This is a genomic window from Collinsella sp. TM04-29 (assembly GCF_003466565.1).
GTDB lineage: Bacteria > Actinomycetota > Coriobacteriia > Coriobacteriales > Coriobacteriaceae > Collinsella.
Map to the genome: position 1 here is coordinate 87,397 of NZ_QSPW01000001.1, position 23,086 is coordinate 110,482.

General features: G+C 62.1%; 23 protein-coding genes. 20 read left to right on the forward strand and 3 right to left on the reverse strand.

Annotated elements, in window-relative coordinates:
• Window positions 1-178 precede the first annotated feature (178 nt).
• Complete coding sequence (locus tag DXD39_RS00360) at window positions 179-433, reverse strand: hypothetical protein (protein WP_117785965.1); 255 nt, start codon at window positions 431-433, stop codon at window positions 179-181.
• A gap of 149 nt (window positions 434-582) precedes the next feature.
• Between DXD39_RS00360 and DXD39_RS00365 the strand changes: the two genes are divergently transcribed.
• The 7 genes from DXD39_RS00365 to DXD39_RS00395 all read left to right on the forward strand — a co-directional run bounded on the left by DXD39_RS00365 (window position 583) and on the right by DXD39_RS00395 (window position 7,518).
• Window positions 583-1,887 carry an aminotransferase class I/II-fold pyridoxal phosphate-dependent enzyme gene (locus DXD39_RS00365; protein WP_117785964.1) on the forward strand — a complete coding sequence of 435 codons (1,305 nt, stop codon included), beginning with the start codon at window positions 583-585 and terminating at the stop codon, window positions 1,885-1,887.
• Window positions 1,888-1,953: 66 nt separating this feature from the next.
• Window positions 1,954-2,268, forward strand: a complete 315-nt coding sequence (locus tag DXD39_RS00370; RefSeq protein WP_035137695.1) for an STAS domain-containing protein — start codon at window positions 1,954-1,956, stop codon at window positions 2,266-2,268.
• A gap of 153 nt (window positions 2,269-2,421) precedes the next feature.
• The gene (locus tag DXD39_RS00375) at window positions 2,422-2,994 is read left to right on the forward strand and encodes a twin-arginine translocase TatA/TatE family subunit (RefSeq protein ID WP_158555265.1); all 573 of its coding nucleotides are present in this window, start codon (window positions 2,422-2,424) and stop codon (window positions 2,992-2,994) included.
• Complete coding sequence (gene tatC / locus DXD39_RS00380; protein WP_055285525.1) at window positions 2,994-3,785, forward strand: twin-arginine translocase subunit TatC; 792 nt, start codon at window positions 2,994-2,996, stop codon at window positions 3,783-3,785. Before DXD39_RS00375 ends, tatC begins: the two co-directional genes overlap by 1 nt.
• Before the next feature lie 6 nt (window positions 3,786-3,791).
• Window positions 3,792-4,148, forward strand: a complete 357-nt coding sequence (gene hypA / locus DXD39_RS00385) for a hydrogenase maturation nickel metallochaperone HypA (RefSeq protein ID WP_022093859.1) — start codon at window positions 3,792-3,794, stop codon at window positions 4,146-4,148.
• A 55-nt stretch (window positions 4,149-4,203) separates the two neighbouring features.
• The gene (gene hypB / locus DXD39_RS00390) at window positions 4,204-4,887 is read left to right on the forward strand and encodes a hydrogenase nickel incorporation protein HypB (protein WP_117802800.1); all 684 of its coding nucleotides are present in this window, start codon (window positions 4,204-4,206) and stop codon (window positions 4,885-4,887) included.
• Between the two features lie 54 nt (window positions 4,888-4,941).
• The gene (locus tag DXD39_RS00395; protein ID WP_117802801.1) at window positions 4,942-7,518 is read left to right on the forward strand and encodes a DNA topoisomerase I; all 2,577 of its coding nucleotides are present in this window, start codon (window positions 4,942-4,944) and stop codon (window positions 7,516-7,518) included.
• Between the two features lie 142 nt (window positions 7,519-7,660).
• Here the strand turns inward: DXD39_RS00395 and DXD39_RS00400 are convergent, their stop codons facing one another.
• Complete coding sequence (locus DXD39_RS00400) at window positions 7,661-8,644, reverse strand: zinc-ribbon domain-containing protein (protein ID WP_117802802.1); 984 nt, start codon at window positions 8,642-8,644, stop codon at window positions 7,661-7,663.
• Between the two features lie 238 nt (window positions 8,645-8,882).
• Between DXD39_RS00400 and tmk the strand changes: the two genes are divergently transcribed.
• From tmk to DXD39_RS00465, 13 genes are all read left to right on the forward strand, one after another.
• Entirely contained in the window at window positions 8,883-9,566 is a 684-nt protein-coding gene (gene tmk, locus DXD39_RS00405; protein WP_117802803.1) for a dTMP kinase, read from the forward strand.
• 1 nt (window position 9,567) lies between these two features.
• Window positions 9,568-10,695: an ATP-binding protein gene (locus DXD39_RS00410; RefSeq protein WP_117802804.1), complete on the forward strand. Its 1,128-nt coding sequence runs from the start codon at window positions 9,568-9,570 to the stop codon at window positions 10,693-10,695.
• Window positions 10,686-12,386 carry a regulatory iron-sulfur-containing complex subunit RicT gene (locus tag DXD39_RS00415; protein ID WP_117802805.1) on the forward strand — a complete coding sequence of 567 codons (1,701 nt, stop codon included), beginning with the start codon at window positions 10,686-10,688 and terminating at the stop codon, window positions 12,384-12,386. The genes DXD39_RS00410 and DXD39_RS00415 overlap by 10 nt, the downstream gene beginning before the upstream one ends.
• Window positions 12,387-12,488: 102 nt before the next feature.
• Window positions 12,489-13,295 (forward strand): double zinc ribbon domain-containing protein, encoded by an 807-nt coding sequence (locus DXD39_RS00420; RefSeq protein WP_233541064.1) that lies wholly within the window; start codon window positions 12,489-12,491, stop codon window positions 13,293-13,295.
• Between the two features lie 10 nt (window positions 13,296-13,305).
• The gene (locus DXD39_RS00425) at window positions 13,306-14,415 is read left to right on the forward strand and encodes a hypothetical protein (protein ID WP_117802806.1); all 1,110 of its coding nucleotides are present in this window, start codon (window positions 13,306-13,308) and stop codon (window positions 14,413-14,415) included.
• Window positions 14,416-15,165: 750 nt separating this feature from the next.
• Window positions 15,166-16,173, forward strand: a complete 1,008-nt coding sequence (locus DXD39_RS00430; RefSeq protein WP_158565367.1) for an ABC transporter substrate-binding protein — start codon at window positions 15,166-15,168, stop codon at window positions 16,171-16,173.
• Window positions 16,174-16,490: 317 nt separating this feature from the next.
• On the forward strand, window positions 16,491-17,075 hold the full coding sequence (gene hpf, locus DXD39_RS00435) for a ribosome hibernation-promoting factor, HPF/YfiA family (protein ID WP_117802808.1): 585 nt from the start codon (window positions 16,491-16,493) through the stop codon (window positions 17,073-17,075).
• 79 nt (window positions 17,076-17,154) lie between these two features.
• Window positions 17,155-18,108: a DegV family protein gene (locus DXD39_RS00440; protein ID WP_089572413.1), complete on the forward strand. Its 954-nt coding sequence runs from the start codon at window positions 17,155-17,157 to the stop codon at window positions 18,106-18,108.
• A 97-nt stretch (window positions 18,109-18,205) separates the two neighbouring features.
• Window positions 18,206-19,285 carry an NAD(P)-dependent oxidoreductase gene (locus tag DXD39_RS00445; RefSeq protein WP_117785955.1) on the forward strand — a complete coding sequence of 360 codons (1,080 nt, stop codon included), beginning with the start codon at window positions 18,206-18,208 and terminating at the stop codon, window positions 19,283-19,285.
• A gap of 5 nt (window positions 19,286-19,290) precedes the next feature.
• Window positions 19,291-19,719 carry a hypothetical protein gene (locus DXD39_RS00450; RefSeq protein ID WP_055310425.1) on the forward strand — a complete coding sequence of 143 codons (429 nt, stop codon included), beginning with the start codon at window positions 19,291-19,293 and terminating at the stop codon, window positions 19,717-19,719.
• A 15-nt stretch (window positions 19,720-19,734) separates the two neighbouring features.
• The gene (locus DXD39_RS00455) at window positions 19,735-20,433 is read left to right on the forward strand and encodes a hypothetical protein (RefSeq protein WP_117637060.1); all 699 of its coding nucleotides are present in this window, start codon (window positions 19,735-19,737) and stop codon (window positions 20,431-20,433) included.
• A 6-nt stretch (window positions 20,434-20,439) separates the two neighbouring features.
• Window positions 20,440-21,525 (forward strand): isocitrate/isopropylmalate dehydrogenase family protein, encoded by a 1,086-nt coding sequence (locus tag DXD39_RS00460; protein WP_117802809.1) that lies wholly within the window; start codon window positions 20,440-20,442, stop codon window positions 21,523-21,525.
• A gap of 126 nt (window positions 21,526-21,651) precedes the next feature.
• The gene (locus DXD39_RS00465; protein ID WP_117802810.1) at window positions 21,652-22,734 is read left to right on the forward strand and encodes a hypothetical protein; all 1,083 of its coding nucleotides are present in this window, start codon (window positions 21,652-21,654) and stop codon (window positions 22,732-22,734) included.
• 111 nt (window positions 22,735-22,845) lie between these two features.
• On the opposite strand, the gene DXD39_RS00470 is transcribed toward DXD39_RS00465, so the two are convergent.
• Window positions 22,846-23,085, reverse strand: coding sequence for a helix-turn-helix transcriptional regulator (locus DXD39_RS00470; RefSeq protein ID WP_117637057.1), 240 nt, complete (start codon window positions 23,083-23,085; stop codon window positions 22,846-22,848).
• Window position 23,086 lies beyond the last annotated feature (1 nt).

Sequence of the window (23,086 nt, forward strand, 5' to 3'; positions counted from 1 at the left end):
TCCAATTTGGCGCTAGCTGACGGTGATTAGGAAGTTTCAAGTCGAGTTTTACCGATTTCGACCAAGAATCGCTGCTACTAAAAAGGTAACAGTACTCATATTTGCCCTTTTTTGGCCACAAGCCCTAAAACAAGCCTCGCCAAGGTCGGGAAGCGGGCCAAATCGCCGGCCTCGAGGCTTATTCCACCGTTCCGTAGACGGCGCCCCAGCCGTGGGCAGCCAAGGCGGAGTTGAGCTGGTCGCACAGCGACCGGCGATCGTAGCAGCCGGGCGGCAAAAGGTTCACGATTTCCATGAGGTCGGGTGCCAAGTCGACGATTTCGGCCTGCACGATTAGGTCAAGCCGGTCGATGGCGTGGCGGTCGTAAAACAGTCCGTCGACCAGGCGCTGCAGGTCACCGAATTCCTCGGCCTGGAACAATCCGTACTCCATAGTGCCTCCTTGGGCGCCCCACGCCGGCATGCGCGGCGATTCGTAATTTATTGCGATGGACTTAATCTATCACGGCTTCATAACGTTGCGGCGGTGGCGGTCTATACTTAGACGAACTGCAACGTCCCGCTTCGCGAAAGGTCGCACCCATGCAGACGATCTACCAGAAGATGGAAACCACCGAACTCGATGCCGCCATCGAGGCGCTCAAGGCCGAGGTCGCCGAGGTCAAGGCCAAGGGTCTGGCGCTCGATATGGCCCGCGGCAAGCCGTCGCCCTCCCAGGTGGACATCTCGCGCCCCATGCTCGATATCCTCAACGCCGATGCCGATCTGCACGACGGCAGCGTCGACTGCTCCAACTACGGCTGCTTCGAGGGTATTCCTTCGGCACGCAAGTTGGCAGGGGAGTTCCTGGGCTGCCCCGCCGAGCAGACGCTCGTGCTGGGTTCGTCGAGCCTTTTGATCGAGCATGACATCGCCGGCATGTTCTGGCGCTGTGGCTCGTGCGGCAGCGAGCCCTGGGACGCCTACGAGGCCGCGCACGACGGCAAGAAGGTCAAGTTCCTGTGCCCCGTTCCCGGCTACGATCGCCACTTTGGCATCACCGCCGACTTGGGCATCGAGAACGTCCCCGTCGCGATGACCGACAACGGCCCCGACATGGCCGAGGTTGAGCGCCTGGTTGCCACCGACGACTCCATCAAGGGCATCTGGTGCGTGCCCAAGTATTCCAACCCCACGGGCATCACCTTTAGCGAGGACACCGTGCGTCGCCTGGTCGAGATGCCCACGGCCGCGCCCGATTTCCGCATCTTCTGGGACAACGCCTACTGCGTGCACGACCTGTACGACGAGACCGACGAGCTCGCCAACATCTTCGATCTTGCCCGCGCGGCGGGCACCGAGGACCGCGTGGTGGCCTTTGCCTCGACGTCCAAGATCACCTTCCCGGGTGCCGGCATCGGCTTTATCGGTGCGAGCCCCGCGGTCATCGCCGAGTTCTCCAAGCGCCTGAAGGCTGGTCTTATTAGCGCCGACAAGCTCAACCAGCTGCGTCACGTGCGCTTCCTTCCCACCATCGAGGCGGTCAAGAAGCACATGAAAAAGCATGCCGAGTTCCTGCGCCCGCGCTTTGAGGCCGTTGAGCGCAAGCTCACCGAGGGCCTGGGCGACACGGGTTGCGCCACCTGGACGCATCCACGCGGCGGCTACTTTGTGAGCTTCGATGGTCCCGAGGGCTCGGCCCAAAAGGTCGCCGCGCTCTGCGCCGACTTGGGCGTCAAGCTCACGCCGGCTGGTGCCACCTGGCCTTATGGCAAGGATCCGCGCGACACCAACATCCGCATCGCGCCGAGCTATCCCACGGTCGAGGACCTGGAGGCTGCGCTCGATGTGCTGGTGCTGGCTGTCAAGCTCGTCGCTGCCGAGCTTGCGCGTGCCGAGCGCGCCTAACGCGTAGGGCCCCGCAAGTCCGCGCCTAGTACTATCCGCACTTTCGATACGTAAAGGAGCGTATACATGGATTTGGGTATTTCAACCAACCCCACGCCAGAGCTCTACACCATTAAGGTAACCGGCGAGATCGATATCTCTAACGCCGATAGCCTGCGCAATGCCATCGACCTGGCGCTCGAGCAGCCCACCGAGGCCGTTGAGCTCGATTTTGCCCAGGTGAGCTACATCGATTCGACGGGCATTGGCGTGCTCGTGGGCGCCGCGCACCACGCGGTTGACCACGGCAAGCGCTTTAGCTGCACGAATGTGCAGCCCCCGGTGATGCGCGTGGTTCAGCTGTTGGGTGTCGACCAGGAGATTTCGATCACCGCTGCATAATCTTTGCCCCCAAAAGGGCGTGCCGTTTGGCATATTTTTGTGATGCGCTCGGACGTTTTGGCGTCCGGGCGCTATACTTGACCGAATGAATAGACGAGTTCCGGCCGAATGGCGCGGTGCGGGCTCGACTCACATCGAGCCTTGGAGGTATGTGTGTTTGGTATTGGAGAGGGTGAGCTCGCGATCATCGTGGTCTTCGGCTTTTTGCTGTTTGGCCCGGATAAGCTCCCGCAGATGGGCCGCACGATCGGCCGTGCCATCCGTCAGTTCCGCGAGACGCAGGAAAAGATGACGGCCGTTGTTCAGTCCGAGATTATCGATCCGGTGAGCGAGGCCGCGTCGGCCCCGGTCAAGCCCAAGAAGACTGCTGCGACCGACGACGATTCCGATGCGGACGAGGATGCCGCCGAGACGGCAGCGCCCGCCAAGAAGGAGACCTTTGCCGAGCGTCGCGCCCGTCTTGCTGCCGAGAAGGCCGCAAGCGAGGGCGCTGCTGAGGGCGAAGGCGCTGTTGATGAGGCCGAGGGTACAGAGCCTGCTACTGCCGTCGAGCCCGAGCCTGCTGCAGAGCCCGAGCCCGAGCCGGCAGAGCCCACGACGGCTGACCTCTACGCCCGCCGTCCCCGCAAGCGCAAGGCTGTCGTCGACCAGCTCGCTCGCGAGCTCGAGGCCGAGGACGCTGCCGAGACTGCTGCCGCCGATGCCCCGAAGGGAGGCGATGAGTAATGCCTATCGGACCTGCGCGTATGCCGCTCTTCGATCACCTGGGAGAGCTCCGTCGCCGCCTGACCATCGTGGTCGTGTCGGTGTTTGCCGCCGCCATCGTGCTGTACTTTGCCACGCCCGTGGTGCTCGATATCCTCGAGGATCCCATCCGCTCGTTTGTGCCGGACGGTAAGTTCTACATCACCACCACGCTCGGCGGTTTTGGCCTGCGCTTCTCGCTGGCCATCAAGATGGCCGTGGTCATGTGCACGCCCATGATCATCTGGCAGATTCTGGCATTTTTCCTGCCGGCACTGCGCCCCAACGAGCGCAAATGGGTCGTACCCACGGTGCTCGCCTCGACGGTGCTGTTCTTCCTGGGCGCCATCTTCTGCTACTTCATCATTATCCCGGCGGGCTTTGAGTGGCTCATCGGCGAGACTTCGGCCGTCGCCACGGCGCTGCCCGACCTGGAGAACTACGTCAACATGGAGCTGCTCTTTATGATCGGCTTTGGTGTGGCGTTTGAGCTGCCGCTCATCATCTTCTACCTGTCTGTTTTCCACATCGTGTCTTACGCGGCCTTCCGCAGCGCCTGGCGCTACGTGTACGTAGGCCTGCTCGTGGGTTCGGCTGTGATCACGCCCGACGGCTCGCCCGTCACCCTGGGCCTTATGTACGGCGCCCTGCTCTCGCTCTACGAGATCTCGCTCGCTATCGCCCGCGTGGTCATTACCGCGCGCGAGGGCAAGGAGGGCCTGTTCGTGAGCCGTCTGGACCTGTTCTCGGACGACGAGGACGACGAGGAGTAAATCGGTATGCACGAGGTTGGCATTGTCAACGGCATACTCGATACAGTGATTCGCGCGGCGCGTGGGGCGGGGGCCTCGCGCGCCGTTTTGGTAACGCTGCGTATCGGGGATATGACCGAAGTTGTGCGCGAGGCGCTTGACTTTGCGTGGGAGACGTTTCGCGACGAGGACCCGCTCACGCGCGGCTGCGAGCTTGCCGTGGAGGAGGTCCATCCGCAAAGCGAGTGCCTGGACTGCGGCGAGGTCTTCGACCACGACCGCTTTCATTGCCGCTGCCCCCAATGTGGCGGCGCCAACGTGCGCCTACTGCACGGCCGCGAGCTCGACATCGCAAGTATCGAAATCGAAACCCCCGACGATTAGCTCGCCAGCCACCTGGGTACGGGGTATAAATGGTAGAAGTTAAGGAGTGCCGAGTATGGCCGAGAAAACGATTGATATCGCATCGCCGATTCTGTCGCGCAATGAGCGCCTGGCAGATCAGCTGCGTCAGCGATTTAAAGAGACAAACACCTATGTGATCAACGTCTTGTCGAGCCCCGGTTCGGGCAAGACCACCACGATTTTGGGCACCAACGAACGCCTGCGCGACAAGGCCGGCCTGCGCTGTGCCGTCATCGAGGGCGATATCGCCTCGGATGTCGACGCCATCACCATGAAGGAAGCCGGCATGCCCGCCATCCAGATCAACACGGGCGGCCTGTGCCACCTCGAGGGCAACATGATCATGGAGGCCGTCGACGCCTTCGATCAGGCTGTGGGTCTGGAAAGCATTGACGTCATCTTTATCGAAAACGTGGGTAACCTGGTCTGCCCAGTCGACTTTGACCTGGGCGAGAACCTGTCCATCATGATCCTCTCGGTGCCCGAGGGCGACGACAAGCCCATCAAGTACCCGGGCATCTTCCAACACGCCGGCGCGCAGTTGCTCAACAAGGTCGACGTGGCCCCGGCTTTCGATTTTGACATGGATAGGTATACTAAGACCCTCGATGACCTCAATCCGCAGGCGCCGCGGTTTGCCGTGAGCGCGCGCAAGGGCGAGGGCATGGATGCCTGGTGCGATTGGCTCATCGGGCAGATTGAGCAAGCAAGGGCGTAAATCGGCCGCCATACAGGTGGGCGTAGCCGCAGAGACATGAGATAGGAGCCTCTTTTGAAGCTCATCATCGCCGAGAAAAACGACGCCGCGCGTCAGATCGCCGAGCGGCTGTCCACGGGTAAGCCCAAAAAGGACAAGGTGTACAACACCGCCATCTACCGTTTTGAGTGGAAGGGCGAGGAGTGCGTGACCATCGGCCTTGCCGGTCACATCCTGGCGCCCGATTTTTGCGACAGCGTGCTGTTCGATAAAAAGCTGGGTTGGTATTCGGTGACCGAGGACGGTGAGATGTTGCCGGCCGATATGCCCGATGGCCTGGCCCGTCCGCCGTACGACACCAAGCGCAAGCCGTTCCTTGCCGATGGCATTTCCATCAAGGGCTGGAAGCTCGAGAGCCTGCCTTACCTCACCTGGGCGCCCGTCATTAAGCTACCGGCCGAAAGGGAACTCATTCGTTCGCTCAAGAACCTTGCTAAAAAGTCCGACAGCGTCATCATCGCCACGGACTTCGACCGCGAGGGCGAACTGATCGGTTCGGACGCTCTCAACAAGGTGCGTGAGGTTGCGCCCGACTTGCCGGTCGCCCGTGCCCAGTATTCTTCGTTTACCAAGGCCGAGATCACGCACGCCTTCGATAATCTCGTCTCGCTCGACCAGAACCTGGCCGACGCCGGCGAGAGCCGTCAGCACATCGACCTTATCTGGGGCGCGGTGCTCACGCGCTATCTGACGCTCGCCAAGTTCGGCGGCTTCGGCAACGTGCGCTCCGCCGGCCGCGTGCAGACGCCGACGCTTGCCCTGGTGGTCGAGCGCGAGCGCGAGCGCATGGCGTTTGTGCCCGAGGACTATTGGCAGATTCGCGGCATGGGTGCTGCGCAGGGCGCTGCCGAGGATGATCGCTTTAAGATCGCGCACAAGACAGCGCGTTTTACCGACAAGGATGCTGCCGAGACGGCGTATGGTCACGTCGACGGCGCCAGGACGGCGACCGTCGCCGCGGTGACCAAGCGCTCCCGCAAGCAGCAGCCGCCCACGCCGTTTGCGACGACCTCGCTGCAGGCCGCCGCCGCGGCCGAGGGCATCTCGCCTGCGCGTACCATGCGCATCGCCGAGTCCCTCTACATGGCGGGTCTCATCAGCTACCCGCGTGTCGACAACACCGTGTACCCCGCGACGCTCGATCTGGGCGCCGTGGTGAGCGACCTGGCAAAGATCAACCCGGCGCTGGCGCCCGTGTGCAAAAAGGTGCTCGCCGGTCCCATGAAGCCCACGCGCGGCAAGGTCGAGACTACCGACCATCCGCCGATCTATCCCACGGGCGAGGGCGATCCGTCCACGCTCGACGGCGGCCAGCGCAAGCTCTACGACCTCATTGCCCGCCGCTTCCTGGCAACGCTCATGGGGCCCGCGACCATCGAGAACACCAAGCTCGAGCTCGACGTCAACGGCGAGCCGTTCGTGGCCTCGGGCGACGTGCTCGTGACTCCGGGCTTCCGCGAGGCGTATCCGTACGGACTCAAGCGCGATGAGCAGATGCCGCCGCTGGAGCAGGGTGATACGGTCGACGTGTTCGACATTAAGCTCGAGGCCAAGCAGACCGAGCCGCCCGCGCGCTACAGCCAGGGCAAGCTCGTGCAGGAGATGGAAAAGCGCGGCCTGGGCACCAAGTCCACGCGCGCGAGCATCATCGAGCGCCTGTATGCCGTGCGCTATCTCAAAAATGATCCCGTTGAGCCGAGCCGGCTGGGCATCGCCATCATCGACGCGCTGTCGCAGTTTGCCCCGCGCATCACGAGCCCCGATATGACCAGCGAGCTCGACGGCGACATGACCCGCGTGGAGCGCGGCGAGGACACCGAAGAGCATGTCGTGACGCACTCGCGCGCGCTGCTGGCCGGCGTGCTCGACGAGCTGCTCAAGCATACGCAGGAGCTGGGCGACGCCATCAGCGACGCCGTCACGGCCGATGCGCGCGTGGGCGCCTGCCCCAAGTGCGGCAAGGACCTGGTTATGAAGACGAGCGCCAAGACCCGCGGCAGCTTTATCGGCTGCATGGGTTGGCCCGACTGCGACGTGACCTATCCGGTGCCGAGTGGCGTCAAGGTGAGCCCGCTCGAGGGCGAGGCCGCCGTGTGCCCCGAGTGCGGCGCGCCGCGCATCAAGTGCCAGCCATTCCGCCAGAAGGCCTTCGAGATCTGCGTGAACCCCACGTGCCCCACCAACTACGAGCCCGATCTTAAGGTGGGCGAGTGCAAGGTGTGTGCCGAGGCCGGACGTCACGGCGACCTGATCGCGCACAAGAGCGAGAAGAGCGGCAAGCGCTTTATCCGCTGCACCAACTACGATGACTGCGGCGTGAGCTATCCGCTGCCGGCGCGCGGCAAGCTCGAGGCGACGGGCGAGACCTGTCCCGAGTGCGGCGCCCCCATCGTAGTGGTCAACACGGCGCGCGGTCCGTGGCGTATCTGCGTCAACATGGACTGCCCGACCAAGGAGAAGAGGCCCGCCCGCGGTCGCAAGACCACAACCAAGGCGAGCACGGCAAAGAAGACGACGGCTAAGAAAGCCACTGCCGCCAAGAAGACGACCGCGAAGAAGTCGACTGCCAAGAAAGCAGCCGCCGACAAGTAACGGCGCAGTCGAAACATTGCCCAAAAAAACGAGCGAGGACCCCGCGATCCTCGCTCGTTTTTTTGACCGGCAGTTAGGGACGTTCCTTTTCTGCCGGCAGTTTAGGAACGTCCCTAACTGCCGGCTCGGGAACGACAAAGCGCTAGTTCACCTCGACAGGCTTGGCGCCGGGATAGCGCTCCTCAAAGTCTAGGCGGTACTTATTGTCATTGGTGCCCGCCACGTTGTCGCGCGACAGCGGCGCCACGATCTCATTCTTGTGGTCCGCAGGCTTGGCGTATTTCAGGCTGATCTCCCAGGCATCACAGATTGCGTCAATGCGGTGATCCAGGTCGTCGTACAGGGCGATGATGTCCTTCCAGGAGCTGTAGTTCTTGGAGCTCGTCGGGACGTCCAGGTCCTCGACGATGTCGTAATACTGCTCGATGGTGTCCTCCGTGCGCTCGGCGACGTCGGCGAGATTTTGACGGGTGGTTCGATCCTCTTCCAGATAGTTGCCGTTGAAGTTCTGCGCGCAGCCACGGACCTGGCTGTCGAGATCTTCGAGCAGGTCGTAGTATTCGTTCAGTCGGCGGTAGAGGTTCTGCTCAGAGAGCGTTGCTTCGCCGCCATCCTCGTCGTCATCATCGTCATCGTCGTAAAGGCTATTGGGATCGCCGAGAGGCTCAAGGTCATCATCGTCAACATCGTGGTGCAGCTTGGTAACCTCGGCGGTCGTCTGCGTACCGGCGTTGTCGAAAGGCTTGATCACAAAGAAAATGACCAGGGCGATGATGATCGCCACCAGCACAACGATAACGGCGATAAGCGGCCCGGTGCCGCTCTTTTTGGAAGCGGGGGTCTGTGGCGAAGCGGGCGCGTATGCGGGAGCCGGCTGCTGTTGGGGCGAGCCGCTCGCGACGGGTATGCGCTGCGTGGTCTCGACGGCCTCGGTCCTTGCGGCGGGGTCGGGGCTATAGGCGAGGGGGTCGTCCGCCTTGGCTTGCGGCGCATCAAGGGAGCCGGTCTGCTCAAAAGCGGGCTGGCTATCGCTCGCGGCTGTTTGCTCAACGGGTGCACCGCACGAGGTGCAGAACTTGGCATCATCTGCAAGACGCTTGCCGCACGAGGCGCAATACCGAGACATTGCCACTCCTTTCGCCACATTTCAATGCAATACGACGATTATACCCAGCGTACAAAAAAGCCGGCAGTTGGGGACGTTCCTTTTCTGCCGGCAGTTTAGGAACGTCCCTAACTGTCACCTAGTCATTTAAGAACGTCCCCAATGGCTAGGTGGGATTTGGGACGCACCGAGCACTGGGGTATCATGGCTTGGTTGCTATAACTTGCATTTTCGCGCCTTGTAGGAAGGGGCTGCGCCCATGGCTTTTGAGCCCGCTCAACATAGCTTCATTACGCTCGAGGGCGTCGACGGCGCCGGCAAGTCCACGCAGGCGCGCCTGCTGGCCCGCGCGCTCGACCTTGCCGGCTATCAGGTTGTGAGCCTGCGCGAACCGGGCGGCACCGCCATCAGCGAAAAGATCCGCGCCCTGCTGCTCGACCCCGCCAATATGGCGATGGGCGACACCTGCGAGTTGCTGCTCTACGAGGCTGCGCGTGCCCAGCTGGTGCACGAGGTCATAGCCCCCGCCCTTGCGGCCGGCAAGGTGGTCCTGTGCGATCGCTTCTACGATTCCACGACCTGCTACCAGGCGTTTGCCGATGGCCTCGACCGCCAGATGGTGCGCGACGCCAACAACCTGGCCGTCGCGGGAACGCACCCGGCGCTCACACTCGTCTACCACATCACGCCCGAGCAGGCGGCGCTACGCATGGCAGCCCGTGGCGCGGCAGATCGCATGGAGGCTAAGGGCATGGCATTCCAGGAGCGTGTGTACCAGGGATTTTGTGCCATTGCTGCCGAGGAGCCAAACCGCGTAAAGCTCATCGACGCCACTACGACCGTCGAGGAAGTTTTCGAGAAGACGGTCGAGCAGGTTCGCGCGTACGGTCTCGATATCCCCCAGGATGCTGTCGCCGCCGCGCTTGCCAAGGAGGCCGAGTAACATGGCCCCCGCTCAGGCAAGCCTGCTGGCCAAGCTCGACACCCAAGAGCGCGTGCGCGACTTTTTGACCAATGCCGTCGCCAGCGGCCGTGCATCGCACGCCTACCTGTTTTTGGGCGCCCCCGGCGCGGGCAAGCTCGATGCCGCGTGGGCGCTCGCCCAAGCCTTCCTGTGCGAGCAGGACGGCTGCGGCGCATGCGACAGTTGCGTGCGCGTCTCTCGGCATACGCATCCCGACGTGCACTATTACACGCCCGAGAGCGCCACGGGCTACCTTATTGCCCAGACCCGCGAGCTGCTCGATGACGTGCCGCTGGCACCCATTCGCGCCAAGGCCAAGGTCTACATCATCGACCGTGCCGAGCAACTGCGCGCCAACACCGCCAACGCACTGCTCAAAACACTCGAGGAGCCGCCCGAGGGCGTTATGTTTATCTTGCTGGGCACCTCGGCAGACGTGATGTTGCCCACCATCGTGAGCCGCTGCCAGTGCGTGCCGTTTCGGCTGGTGTCGCCCGCCGTCGCCGCGCAGGCCGTGAGCCGCGCCACCGGTCAGGATATCGCGCGTTGTCGCATGGCCGTCGCCGTGGCGGGAAGCCCCACGCGTGGCATCGAGTTCCTCAAGAGCGCCGAGCGTCAGGATGCTCGCCGCCAGATGGTTCGCGCCATCGATTCGCTCATCGCCGCCGACGAGGCCGACGTGCTCAGCCGCGCCAAGTCACTCATCGTTGCCGTTAAGGCGCCGCTCGCCGAGGTCAAGTCCACGCAGGAAAAGGTGCTCGAGCAAAACGCCGACTACCTGTCGCGTGGAGCATTGAAGCAGCTTGAGGACCGCAACAAGCGCGAACTCAACGCGCGCGAGCGTTCGGGTATCATGGAAGCGCTGGCGAGCGCGCGGACGCTCATGCGCGACGTGCTGCTGACACTTCAGGACGAGGCAGCCGACGTGGTGAACGAGGATGTGCGCGACACGATCGGTCGGCTTGCCGCCGCGACCAATGTTGCGGGTGCCACCCAGGCGCTCGAGGCGGTCGCGACCGCCGAGCGCAACATCGCCAGAAACGTTACTCCCCAGCTGGCCATCGAGGTCATGCTGTTCGATATCAGGAAGGCACTGAAATGCCGTTAGTCGTACCCGTTAAGTTTACCTACGCCTCGCGCGACCTGTGGTTTGACCCGCAGGACCTGGATATCCTCGAGGCCGATTATGCCATTTGCTCCACCGAGCGCGGAACCGAGATCGGCTTGGTTACGGCCGATCCCTTCGAGGTGCCGCAAGACGAGATCGGTCAGCCGCTCAAGCCCGTGCTGCGCGTGGCGAGCGACATCGACCTGCAGCTTGCCGACGACCTGGCCATCCAGGGCGACGAGGCGATGGTCGATTTCCGCCGTCTGGTCAAAGAGCTCGATCTCGAGATGAAGCCGGTGGGCGTCGAGTACCTGTTTGGCGGCGAGAAGGCCGTGTTCTACTTTGCGGCCGAGGAGCGCGTCGATTTTCGCCAGCTCGTCAAGGATCTGTCCTCGACGCTGCACATCCGCGTCGACATGCGCCAGATCGGCGTGCGCGACGAGACCCGCCTGGTGGGCGGCTATGCCCAGTGCGGACAGGAGCTCTGCTGTACGCGCTTTGGCGGACAGTTTGAGCCCGTCTCGATCCGCATGGCAAAAGAGCAGGACCTACCGCTCAACTCGTCCAAGATCAGCGGCGTGTGCGGCCGCCTGATGTGCTGCCTGCGCTACGAGTTCGAGGCCTACAAGGACTTTAAGAGCCGCGCGCCCAAAAAGAAGACGCTTATCGATACGCCGCTCGGCAAGGCGCGTATTCAGGAATATGACACGCCGCGCGAGCAGCTGGTGCTGCGCCTGGAGAACGGCAAGGTCTTTAAGGTCAACCTGGCCGATATGACGTGCTCGGAGGGCTGCAAAAAGAAGGCTGCCGAGCAGGGCTGCAATTGCCGCCCCGACTGCGTGACGCGCGATGTGCTCGAGCACATCGAGTCGCCCGAGATGCGCCTGGCGCTCATGGAGCTCGATCGCGAGAACGGCGTCGACGTGGGCGATGGCCTGTCGAGCGCCGACCGTCTTGCTGGCACGTCGATGCCCAAGCGCCGTCGTCGCGATGCCGATTCCGATGCTCGCGCCGGTCAGGGGCAGGGCGAGGGTCGTGGCCGCGGAAAGGGCCGTGGCAATGCCGCAACGCCTGAGGCCGAGGAGGCCGCTGGCGGCCGTCGCCGCCGCAAGCGTGCGGGCTCTGCCGATGCCGGCGAGGCCGCAGCCGCCGGCAAGAACGGCGCTCGCGAGCGCGAGGTTCAACAGCCCCAGCAGCAGAATCGCGGCGGTGGCATGAATCCCACGCGCCGTCGTCGCCGTCATCTGTCGAGCGAGGAGCGCGAGGACGCCTTCCGCGCCGCAGCTGCTCGCGAGGCTGGTGCCGCTTCCAAGGGTCCCTCGGCCTCCGATGCGCCTGTCGACAAGGGCGGCAAGTCACGTGGCGAGGAGGAGCGCGCGCCGCGTCCGCGCCGTCGCCATTCCTCGGGCGCACAGCAGAAGCCTTCAGTGCCCTCCGTGGCCGATCAGGTCTCGGATGGCGAGGTCAAGGTCACGCGCCGTCGTCCCGGAGATGGCGGGGGAGCTGCTGCCAAGGCTTCGCGTGGCGCCGCTCGCGACGAGCGCGAGCCGCGCGAGGATCGCGGTGGCGAGGGCTCGGCCGACCAGGGTCAAAAGCGCCGTCGTCGTCGCCGTTCCCGCAAGCCGCGCCAGGATGGTGGCGAGGGCTCGACCCCGTCTTCGGCCGCACCACAACCGCCCGCCGGCGAATAACGCCCGCGAGCGGATTTAACCCGCCTTACCCCAATCGCGTCGGGGTACCATAGCGCTGAATCAACAACCCTCCCTGCGACCGAACGTAGGGAGGGTTGTGTCTTGAAGAGCCATCTAAACAAATTGAGCCGTCTGCAGGGTGCCGGCGCCCTACCGTTTGCGGACGAATTGCTGTCGTTTGCCGAGCGGGCGGCACGCGAGGCACTCGAGGCATTGTCGCCAACACGATGTGCCGGCTGCGAGCGCGCCGGTGCGCTTATTTGCCAAGACTGCCTGGCCGCGCTCACGCTCATCGACCCACGTCATAGCTGTACCCGATGCGGCGCCCCGTTTGGGGATTTGCTGTGCACTGAGTGTTCGGTCGAGGGCACGTCCTCGGCAATGGCGGAGGCGCTCGACCGCTGCCTGGCGTGCTCCGTCTATGCGCATCCGCTGCCGCGCATCATTAAAGCGTACAAGGACGCGGGCGAGCGACGCCTGGCGCCGTATCTGGCGGAGCTGCTCTACGACACTGCCCTGCATGCCCAGGTCGTAGCGCCCGAACGCTTAGGAGGTGTGCTGTCCGGTGCGGATGCGGTGGTGTTTGTGCCCGCGACGGCGGCAGCGTTTCGGCGGCGTGGCTTTGATCATATGGAGGCTATTGCGCGTCCATTTTGCGAGCTGTCGGGTGTTCCCCTGCTCGATGCTCTCGTCAAGTACGGGCATGGCGACCAGCGCGAACTCGGTCGTGAGGAGCGTCGCGAGCGTGCCCAAGGCATGTACGAGACGGTTGAGGACGTGCGCGGCCGCCGTCTACTGCTTATCGATGACGTTATCACCACGGGCGCGACCATGGCAGCAGCCTCGGCGGAGCTCAAGCGTGCCGGCGCTGCGGCAGTCGATGGCCTTGCTATCGCACGTGTTTGGTAGGGGTGGTTTTGTGGCAGTGAAGATTGAGCGGCGCAACGAGCCGACAGGCGAACAGCTAGCGGCTTCCGTAATCCTAACAGGCGCTTCAGCGCTGCGCATGATGCGCGCCGAGCGCCGGCAGATGGGCTATATCAGCTGGAAGGACCTTAATCCCGATGAAGAGCGCCGTGTGCTGCGCACGTCGTCGCCCTCGACCGAGGACATTTATCTTCCCGACTTGGTGCGGATTGGGGCCGCAAGCGGCGAGGTACAAGAGGATTTGTGCTTGCTGGTAGGGTCTGCAGCACAGCGCCGCCGCATTTTTGGCGTGAGCTGGTCCGTATGCTCCGGGTTGCCTGCTGGCTCGATTCTAGAGGTGGAACCGGGGGTATACAGCCTATCTCCCGAGGCCCTTTGTGTTGCCATCGCCCGCGAGGTCGGCTGTATCCAGGCATTTGCCCTGGCCCAGGAGCTGTGCTCTAAGATTTCACTGAGCGACCGCGGGAAGTATCTGCCTCCCTACACCTCGCCTGTTACGAATAAACTTGCAAAGGACAAGGACCAGCCAGCAGACGTGGGCTACTTTGAAGTCGAGCCGGCGCTGACGCCCGATCGCCTGGCAGATTACCTTGCGGCATGCAAGGGGAATGTGGCCAAACAGCTGCAGCGTCTGTGTCCCTATCTTTCGGAAAACCTGCTCTCGCCCATGGAGTGCATCATGCTCGCCCTGTTTTCGCTTCCGTTTTCCTATGGCGGGTTTGCCTGCGGACCTTTTAAGACCGACTACAAGGTCGAGTTCGATGACCGTGCGCAGGCAATCTCGGGGATGCCTCATGCAGTTTGCGATGCGTATCAAGAGGCAGCCCGGTTTGACCTGGAATACAACGGTGAGCTGGGCCATTCCTCTCGGAGGGGACGTATCCATGATGAAAAGCGCAACACGGGCTTGATTACTATGGGAATCGAGGTCGCGACGGTCAACAACGAAATGCTCTGTGACATGGAAGCGATGGAAGCGCTCGCATGGCGCATCCACCAGCGTATGCGAAAGCGGTACCGGAATCGTGTCGATGCCCGCAGGAAGAAGCAAGAGGCGTTGCTTAACACGCTGCGGGCGTGTTTTGGGCTTAAGCCGGTCTAATTCACGTCGAAAATAGGGGGTTAATCATATGCCCTGGCCAAAATATGGCAAATATGAGTACTGTCACTAAATCAGTAACAGCAAAATCAAGGAATTTAGGACTCGGAGGCGTCATAAAGTAAGAAGATAATAAACAAATGTAGAATAACTAAGCATCAGGTTGGCGACACTGAGCGCAAAATCTGTCCGAGAGGCCAAAAATGCCTGTTACTAAATTGGTGACAGTACTCATATTTGCCATTTTTTGGCCACGGCACCCTAAGAAGGGTGTCCCGGAACTCACCGTAGGGGAGCTCCGGGCTTCACAGGGGCACGAATAGCCCACTCCGACCTGCGAAATCTGTACTCGCGATGCGAATGACGCCCCTAACCTTAAACTTTAGCTTGAACTTAGCTATAATGCGCTACGTTCCTACCAGGCTGTGGTTGCGGACGGACGAAATGCCCGCCCTAGTCCAAGACAGACGCGGTCAAAGGGATCCACGTAAGCGACCGCGTGCGCGCGGCGCGATCATGGCGCGTCCTAGATGTAAGCCGCACCGTCCGTTCTACTTTCTTTGGGGCAATACCGCCTCGCGGGCGAGCGGGCCAGTCGTGAAGGTGGCTGCGGCCTCCCGAGCAAACGCCCCGGTGCGCAAGTGTGGGGTCAAATACCAGGTCAGCTGGTGGGAACAACCTGATATTCCGCGCAACGCACGGATCGTATACGACACAGAAGGCAGGGTAGTGGACATGGTGAGGGGCAGCTTGATGCACGCGGCTCGGTTAGGTGCTGGGACCGCAGCGGTCATCGCCGTTTTGGGCCTGAGCGGATGCGCGTTCAACCCGCTGTCTACGTTCACGACTCCCACGATCGACCAGATCGAGTACGAGACCGTCACGCCGGCGGTGTCGGACGATGCCCTGGTCACTCCCGGAACCCTGACGGTCGCCCTCGATACTTCCGATGCGCCGCAGGCCATGCAGGACGCCGACGGCGAGCTCACGGGGTATGCGGTTGACGCCGCCCGCGCCCTCGCAAGCCGCATGGGCCTTAAGGTCGCCTTTGTCGATGCGTCCTCGGCAGGTTCCGCGCTCGGCGACAAAAAGGCTGATATCTTTATCGGCGAGATCAACTCCACGGACGGGGACGTTAGCTCGCTCGGCACCTGCCTGTACGATGCCGCTTCCGTGTTCGGTAAAACCAGCGATGGTGGGTCGCTAAGCGTTTCCACCGATACCCTTAACACGTCTACTCTGGGTGTCCAGATGTCCTCGGCCTCGCAGGAGGCGCTTGCTAAGCAGAGCATCGCCGCCAACCAAAAGACCTACTCCAACATCAACGAGTGCTTTGAGGCGCTCGAGTCCGGCGAGGTCGACTATGTAATCTGCGACTCCACGGCCGGCGGCTATCTTGCACGCCTGATGAGCGAGATCTCCTATGTCGGTGCGCTCGAGGCGCCCTCGACGCTTGGTGTTGCAGGCCTTTCGTCCAATGACGAACTGTGTCGTGCCGTGAGCGATGCCCTCGACGGTATTACGGCCGACGGCACGCTCGAGGCGGTCCACTGCGTCTGGTACGGCACGATGCCCTACGACCTCACCACTAAGACGGTTTCGGGCGCTAACGTGCAGCCGGGCGACTCTGAGTCCAGCGAGACCACATCCTCCGGCAGCGAGTCCTCCGATTCCAACAATGAGACCGCATCCTCCGAAGACAAATCGTCCAGCCAGGAAGACACCATCACCGACGACGACATTAACAAGCTTAATAGCTAGTTATTGCTAGGGGTGGTGTCTCCTATGCGCTAGGAGAGATGCCCCTTCACGGTTTCAACACGCACTGCCGGGCTTCCCCAATAGAGGAGCCCGGCTTTTTCATCTCTATAAAACCAGCAGGTCAAAGCCAATTTTCGGGACCAAATACAAAGTCGCCGGCTCCCTCCTATAGCGCACTTTGCCACGGAAAAGTGCGAGACTTCGGTATGCGGTATTAAGCAATCGTTATTCGGGTCTTTGGGAATCCGCGTGATTAAATGCACGGCAATGGGTACATAGCCAGTACAGTAAGTCCCCGAGGCAGATTGGAGCCACGTATGGATATCAAGGTTTCTGGACGCAAGACGACGGTAACCGATGCTCTGCGTGCGCATGTGGATGAGAAGATCGGCGAGGCGCTCAAGGTTTTCGATATCGAGCCCATGACAGTCGACGTCGTGCTTCGTTATGAGAAGAACCCCTCGAACCCCAACCCGGCAATCGTCGAGGTCACGGTTCGTGCCCGCGGCTCTGTGATTCGCGTTGCCGAGCACGGCGCAGATATGTATGCCGCCATCGACCTCTCCGCCGATAAGGTCACCCGCCAGCTGCGCAAGTTCAAGACCAAGGTCGTGGACAACCGCCAGGGCGGTGCCAGCGCAGCGGATGTCGCGCCGGTCGAGCGCGTCGAGGATCTGGCCGACCTGCTGCTGCCCGAGGACGACGACGACCTGCTCGTCCGCGAGAAGGTCATCGATGTCACCCCGATGACTGAGGAGCAGGCGCTGGTGCAGACCGATCTGCTGGGCCACGACTTCTACGTGTTCGAGAACGCGACGACTGGCCTCATCAATGTGGTGTATCACCGTAAGAATGGTGGATATGGCATCATCAAGCCCCGTATCGAAACACTTGACGAGTAAAATACGTTAACTTGCATGAGTTAACGGTTGGCGGCCATCCCATGCGGGTGGCCGCCTTTTTACGTAAGGAGTCGCTTTGATGGACAAGGCCGCATCCGCCGGTCATTCGGACCGTTGCCGTATCGTCGTCGATACCTGCTGCGACTTTAGCCCCGAGGTCGCCGCGAACCTCGATGTCGATATCTTGGGTTTCCCCTTCATTATCGATGGCGAGGAGCGCACGGATGACATCTGGTCGAGCATCACACCCAAGGAGTTCTACGACCGCATGCGCGCCGGTGCCCGCGTGTCCACCTCGGCTGTGTCGCTCGGTCGCTATATCGAGTTCTTTACCGAGTGCGCCAAAGAGGGTACGCCCACGGTCTACCTGTGCTTTACCTCGGCGCTGTCGTCGAGCTACAACTCCGCGTGCCAGGCGGCGGACGCCGTGCGCGCCGAGTATCCCAACTTTGAGCTGTACGTGGTCGACAACGCTCTGCCCTGTGCGACCGGCGAGCTCTTGGCGCTTGAGGCCGTGCGCCAGCGTTCGGCGGGACTGACCGCCAAGCAGCTGGTCGACTGGGCAAACGAGGCCAAGACCTATGTCCACGGTTACTTTACGCTCGAGAGCTTTGACGCGCTGGCTGCCGGCGGCCGCATTCCGCCCGCGGCGGCACAGCTCACGGCAAAGCTCGACGTCAAACCCGAGCTGTCCTACGACCTGGCCGGCTCGCTGTCGCTGATCGGCGTCAACCGCGGTCGCAAGAAGGCGCTCAAGTCCATTCTCAAGTCGTTCCGCGAGAACTATGTGCCCGATCGCACCATGCCCATCGCCATTATGACGGCCGATGCCGAAAAGGACGGCGACTGGCTCGAGGCCGCCATCCGCAAGGAGGAAGGCTGCGCCGACGTGACCATCATCCGCAGCTCTGTGGGCCCCACCATTGGCTCGCACGTGGGCCCCGGCATGGTGGCTTGCGCGTTTTGGGGCAAGAACCGCGCCGACAAGGCGTCGCTTTCCGACCGCATCGCCCGCCGCGTGCGCGGTCAGTAGGCAAGTAACGCGGCCGTAATCGCCCTCGACTCACAGCCCAACGCTGGCACCGAGTATTCAACCTGGTAATAACACCCAACCCAAAAGGAAAGGTTTCATGGCAAACAAGCTCTCCGTCGCATTTATCGGCACCGGAATCATGGGTGCCCCCATTGCCGGCCACATCCTGGATGCCGGCTATCCCGTCACGGTCAACAACCGCACTAAGTCCAAGGCCGCCGCGCTTATCGAGCGCGGTGCCGTTTGGGCCGATACGCCGGCAGATGCCGTGGCGAACGCCGACGTCGTCTTTACCATGGTGGGTTATCCCTCCGAGGTCGAGGAGCTCTACCTGGCGGGCGACGGCCTGCTCGCGTGCACAAAGCCTGGCGCGGTCCTGATCGACCTCACCACGAGCTCGCCCGAGCTCGCGCGCGATATTGCCGAGGCCGCCCAGGTTTCCGGCCGCATGGCGTTTGACTGCCCCGTCACCGGCGGCGAGTCCGGTGCTATCGCCGGCACGCTCACGGCCATCGTGGGCGCCACCGAGAACGACATCGCCCCGGTCCGCGACATCCTTTCCACCTTTGCGGCAACTATCTGCTGCTTCGATGGCGCCGGCAAGGGCCAGGCTGCCAAGCTCGCCAACCAGGTGTCGCTGGGCGCCTGCATGGTCGGCATGGCCGATGCGCTGGCGTTTGCCGAGCTGAGCGGCCTTGATCTGGAGAAGACCCGTCAGATGATCCTGGGCGGCACCGGCAAGTCCGGCGCCATGGAGAGCCTGGCACCCAAGGCGCTCGACGGCGATTACAAGCCCGGCTTTATGGTCGAGCACTTTATTAAGGACCTGCGCTTGGCGCTCGCCTATGCCGACGATCGCGAGCTTGCGCTGCCCGGCGCCGACGTGGCCCTTACGCTCTACGACATGCTCGATGCCATCGGTGGTGCCAAGCTGGGCACCCAGGCCATCACGGTCCTCTATAAGGAGGAGGCCGACGCCATCGCCGCTGGTCTGGACTGGTCGCAGTATCGTCCCGAGGAGCACGGTGCCCACGAGGAAGGCTGCGGTTGCGGCGAGCATGGCGACGACCACGAGTGCTGCGGTGGCCACCACCACGGCGAGGACCACGAGTGCTGCGGCGGTCACGGTCACGATGACGGCCACGAGTGCTGCTGCGGCCACCATCACGAGGAGTAGCGCCCATGAGCTGGACGTTCGTGGTGCTTGCGCTGGTGCTCTTTCTCTTTGCGATCTACATCGGCTTTTTGTGCGGCCAGTGGGCGTGCGAAAAGCGCGTCATCACCAAGCGCGACTACTGGATCGCCAACTTTGCAGGAGCGGCGGCAGTCGTCCTGCTGACCTGGGTGTTCTCGCTGTTCCCGCTGGTGCAGTTTGCGCCGATCGGCTGGCTCGGCGGCTTTATCGCCGGTCTTAAGATGAGCTTTGGCGAGTCCGTCGGCCCGTGGCGCAAGCACGACGAGGTTTTTAACGTCAACAAGGCCCATCGCGCCGCCGCCGATGCGGGCGACGCCGAGGAACGCCGCCGTGCGCGTCGCAATGGTGCGGCCGACCGACAGCTCATCTCGGTCACCGATGACAGCAAGGGTGCTGGCAAGCACGCTAAGAAATAGTAAGAAGAGGTAACTATGGCAGAAAACAAAGACGAACAGCTCACCGACGAGGAGCTGGCACAGCTCCAGCTGGCAGAGGAGAACGAGAACGCCGTCGACCGCCTGGTCCAGGAGCTCGGCTGCCCCACGCGCCGCATCCGCCAGTTTGCCGCCCGCGTGCTGCACCTGCTTGCCGAGCGCGATCCGCAGCGCGTCGTGCCCTGCGTGCCCGCGCTGATCGAGGCGCTCGATCGCCCCGAGGCGCAGACCCGCTGGGAGGCCCTCGATGCCTTGGCGGCACTCGCCACCACCTGCCCCGAGCAGATGGAGGACGCCTTTGAGGGTGCCGAGACCGCGCTGTTCGACGAGATCTCCTCCACGCTGCGCTATGCCGCCTTCCGCCTGCTGTGCGTGTGGGGTGCCACGAGTGTCGAGCGTTCGCGCGAGGCTTGGCCCATCCTGGACGAGGCCATCCAGTGCTACCACGGCGACCTTGAGTATCGCGACATGCTCGGTTGCCTGTACGAGTTTTGCCAGGGCGAGATCGACGCCGAGGTCGCAGAGAAGCTTGCGCTGCGCCTTAAGTTCGATGCCGAGAACGGTAAGGGCAGCTATCTCAAGGCCCGTTCGAGCGAGATTTGCGAAATGCTTGTTAAACGTTTTGGCCTGGATCTCTCCAAAAAGAAGAAGCGTGCTAGCGTTAAAAAATCTGACGACGCCGAAGACGAGGAGTAACAGATTATGGCGCACGATGTAGTCCTGATTCCCGGTGACGGTATCGGTCCCGAGATTACGCAGGCTATGCGCCGCGTGGTCGAGGCCACCGGTGTCCAGATCAACTGGAACGTCCAGGAGGCCGGCGCCGGCGTCATGGACGAGTTTGGCACGCCGCTGCCCCAACATGTGCTCGATGCGGTTGCCGAGACCAAGGTCGCCATCAAGGGGCCCATCACCACGCCGGTCGGCACGGGTTTCCGCAGCGTTAACGTCGCCCTGCGCAAGCACTTTGACCTGTATGCCTGCGTGCGTCCCTGTCTGTCGCAGCCGGGCGACGGCTCGCGCTTCCGCGACGTTGACCTGGTCATCGTGCGCGAGAACACCGAGGACCTCTACGCCGGTATCGAATTCGATGAGGGTGCTGCCGAGGTCGAGGAGCTTTCGCAGCTCGTCGAGCGCTCGGGCCAGAAGACCTTCGCCGCGGATTCCGCCATCTCGATCAAGCCCATCTCTATCGCCAAGAGCCGCCGTATTGTGGAGTACGCCTTTGAGTATGCCCGCCGCTGCGGCCGCAAAAAGGTGACGGCCGTGCACAAGGCCAATATCATGAAGGCGACCGACGGCCTGTTCCTGCGCGTTGCGCGCGAGGTGGCCGCCAACTATCCCGACATTGAGTTCAACGACAAGATCGTCGACGCCACCTGCATGGGCCTGGTCCAGAACCCCAACGACTTCGATGTCCTGGTGCTGCCAAACCTGTACGGCGACATCGTGAGCGACCTGTGCGCCGGCCTGGTGGGCGGCCTGGGTATGGCCCCCGGCTCCAACATCGGTGCCGACTGCGCCATCTTTGAGGCGACGCACGGCTCTGCGCCTGATATCGCGGGGCAGGATATTGCCAACCCCACGGCCGAGATCCTCTCTGCTGCGATGATGCTCGATCACCTGGGTGAGAACGATGCGGCCAATCGCATCCGCGCCGCCGTGTCCGCCACGCTCGACGAGGGCAAGCAGGTTACCGGCGACGTACGTCGTGCCCAGACCGGTTCTGTCGAGGGTGCGGTGGGTACGCAGGCCTTTGCCGATGCCGTTATCGCGCACCTAGCTTAAGGCATGCAGGCTGCAAACGCCTAAATAGTACTTAAGTGTTTGCGTATAACCTAAGAATCAATACGCCCGGCGCTCTGTCGGGCGTATTCTATTGCGGACTATGTTTCCTAACAAGGAGTAACTGATATGGGTCTGATTCAAAAGAAGGACGAGAAGGACGAGATCGACGGCATCCAGATCATCGAGCGCGGCGAAGGCCCCGACGGTGATGAGGACGAGAAGATCGACCTGGTCGCCGGCACGTCTGCCGAGCACATTGCCGCCGGCACGACCGCCGAGGAGGAGGACGCTCGCCTGGAGGCAAAGATCGCCGCGGACGCCGCCGACGAGAACCTCATGCCCGAGGAGCAAGACGAGGACGACTCCGACGCGGACGACCATGCATCCAAGCACAAGAAGACGATGATTGCCGCCTTTGTGGTCGCTATCGTGATCGCTGCGGTGGTCGGCTTCTTTATTGGCAATGGCGGCTTTGGCGGCAAGGGTGTCGGTTCGTCGACCCTGACCGAGGACCAGCTCGATTCGACCGTGGCAAGCTATAGCTACAACGGCAAGAAGAGCGATATCACCGCGCGCGAGGCCATCGAGAGCCAGTACAGCCTCGATACCGTCAAGGATAGCAACGGCAACTACACCGCCCCCTCTTCCGACGTCATCCTGTCTTACGTGCGCAACAAGATTCTGCTCGATGCTGCTGAGGACGAGGGCATTACCGTCTCCTCTAAGGAGATGAAGAAGTACGCCGAGGATTCTATCGGCACCTCGGACTACGACACCATGGCCAAGCAGTATGGCGTGTCCAAGGACCAGGCCAAGCAGATCGTCCGTCAGTCCGCGACGCTGCAGAAGCTCTACAAGAAGAAGGTGGGCGATGCTTCCGCGAGCATGCCGACCGCTCCGACCGAGCCTTCTGACGGCAACGAGGACACCGCGAGCAAGGATTACGCTGACTACATCATCAACCTTGCCGGCGACGAGTGGGATAGCTCGAAGGGCACCTGGAAGGACGCCGACAGCACCTATGCTAAGGCCTTCGCCGACGATGCCTTTACCGCCGATAGCGCCACCTATAAGCAGGCCATGACCGCCTACTACACTGCCTATCAGCAGTATTCCTCGCAGGCTTCGAGCGCCAGCTCCAAGTGGACCGAGTATGCCAACGGCCTGTACGCCAACGCCAACATCAGCATCTACGGTCTGTTTGCTTAAAGGTTGCCCGAGCTTTCGAGCACGAAGTCGAAATATCTGATTGAGCCCGCTAGAACGCATCGTTCTGGCGGGCTTTTTGCGTTGAGGGCGTGATTGGCGGCTTAATTATGGCTATTCATCTTTAAGTCCAAAGAGGTTATCGGCTTCATCGTCAGGCATATATTCCAGCACATCGCCCGGTTGGCAGTCGAGAGCCCGGCATATCGCGTCAAGAGTTGAAAAGCGCACGGCAGAAACCTTGCCCGTCTTGATACGCGACATATTGACCTGGGAGATACCCACGCGTTCCGCAAGCTCTTTGGATGAAATCTTGCGTTCGGCAAGCATGCGGTCGAGCCGCAGAATAATCATG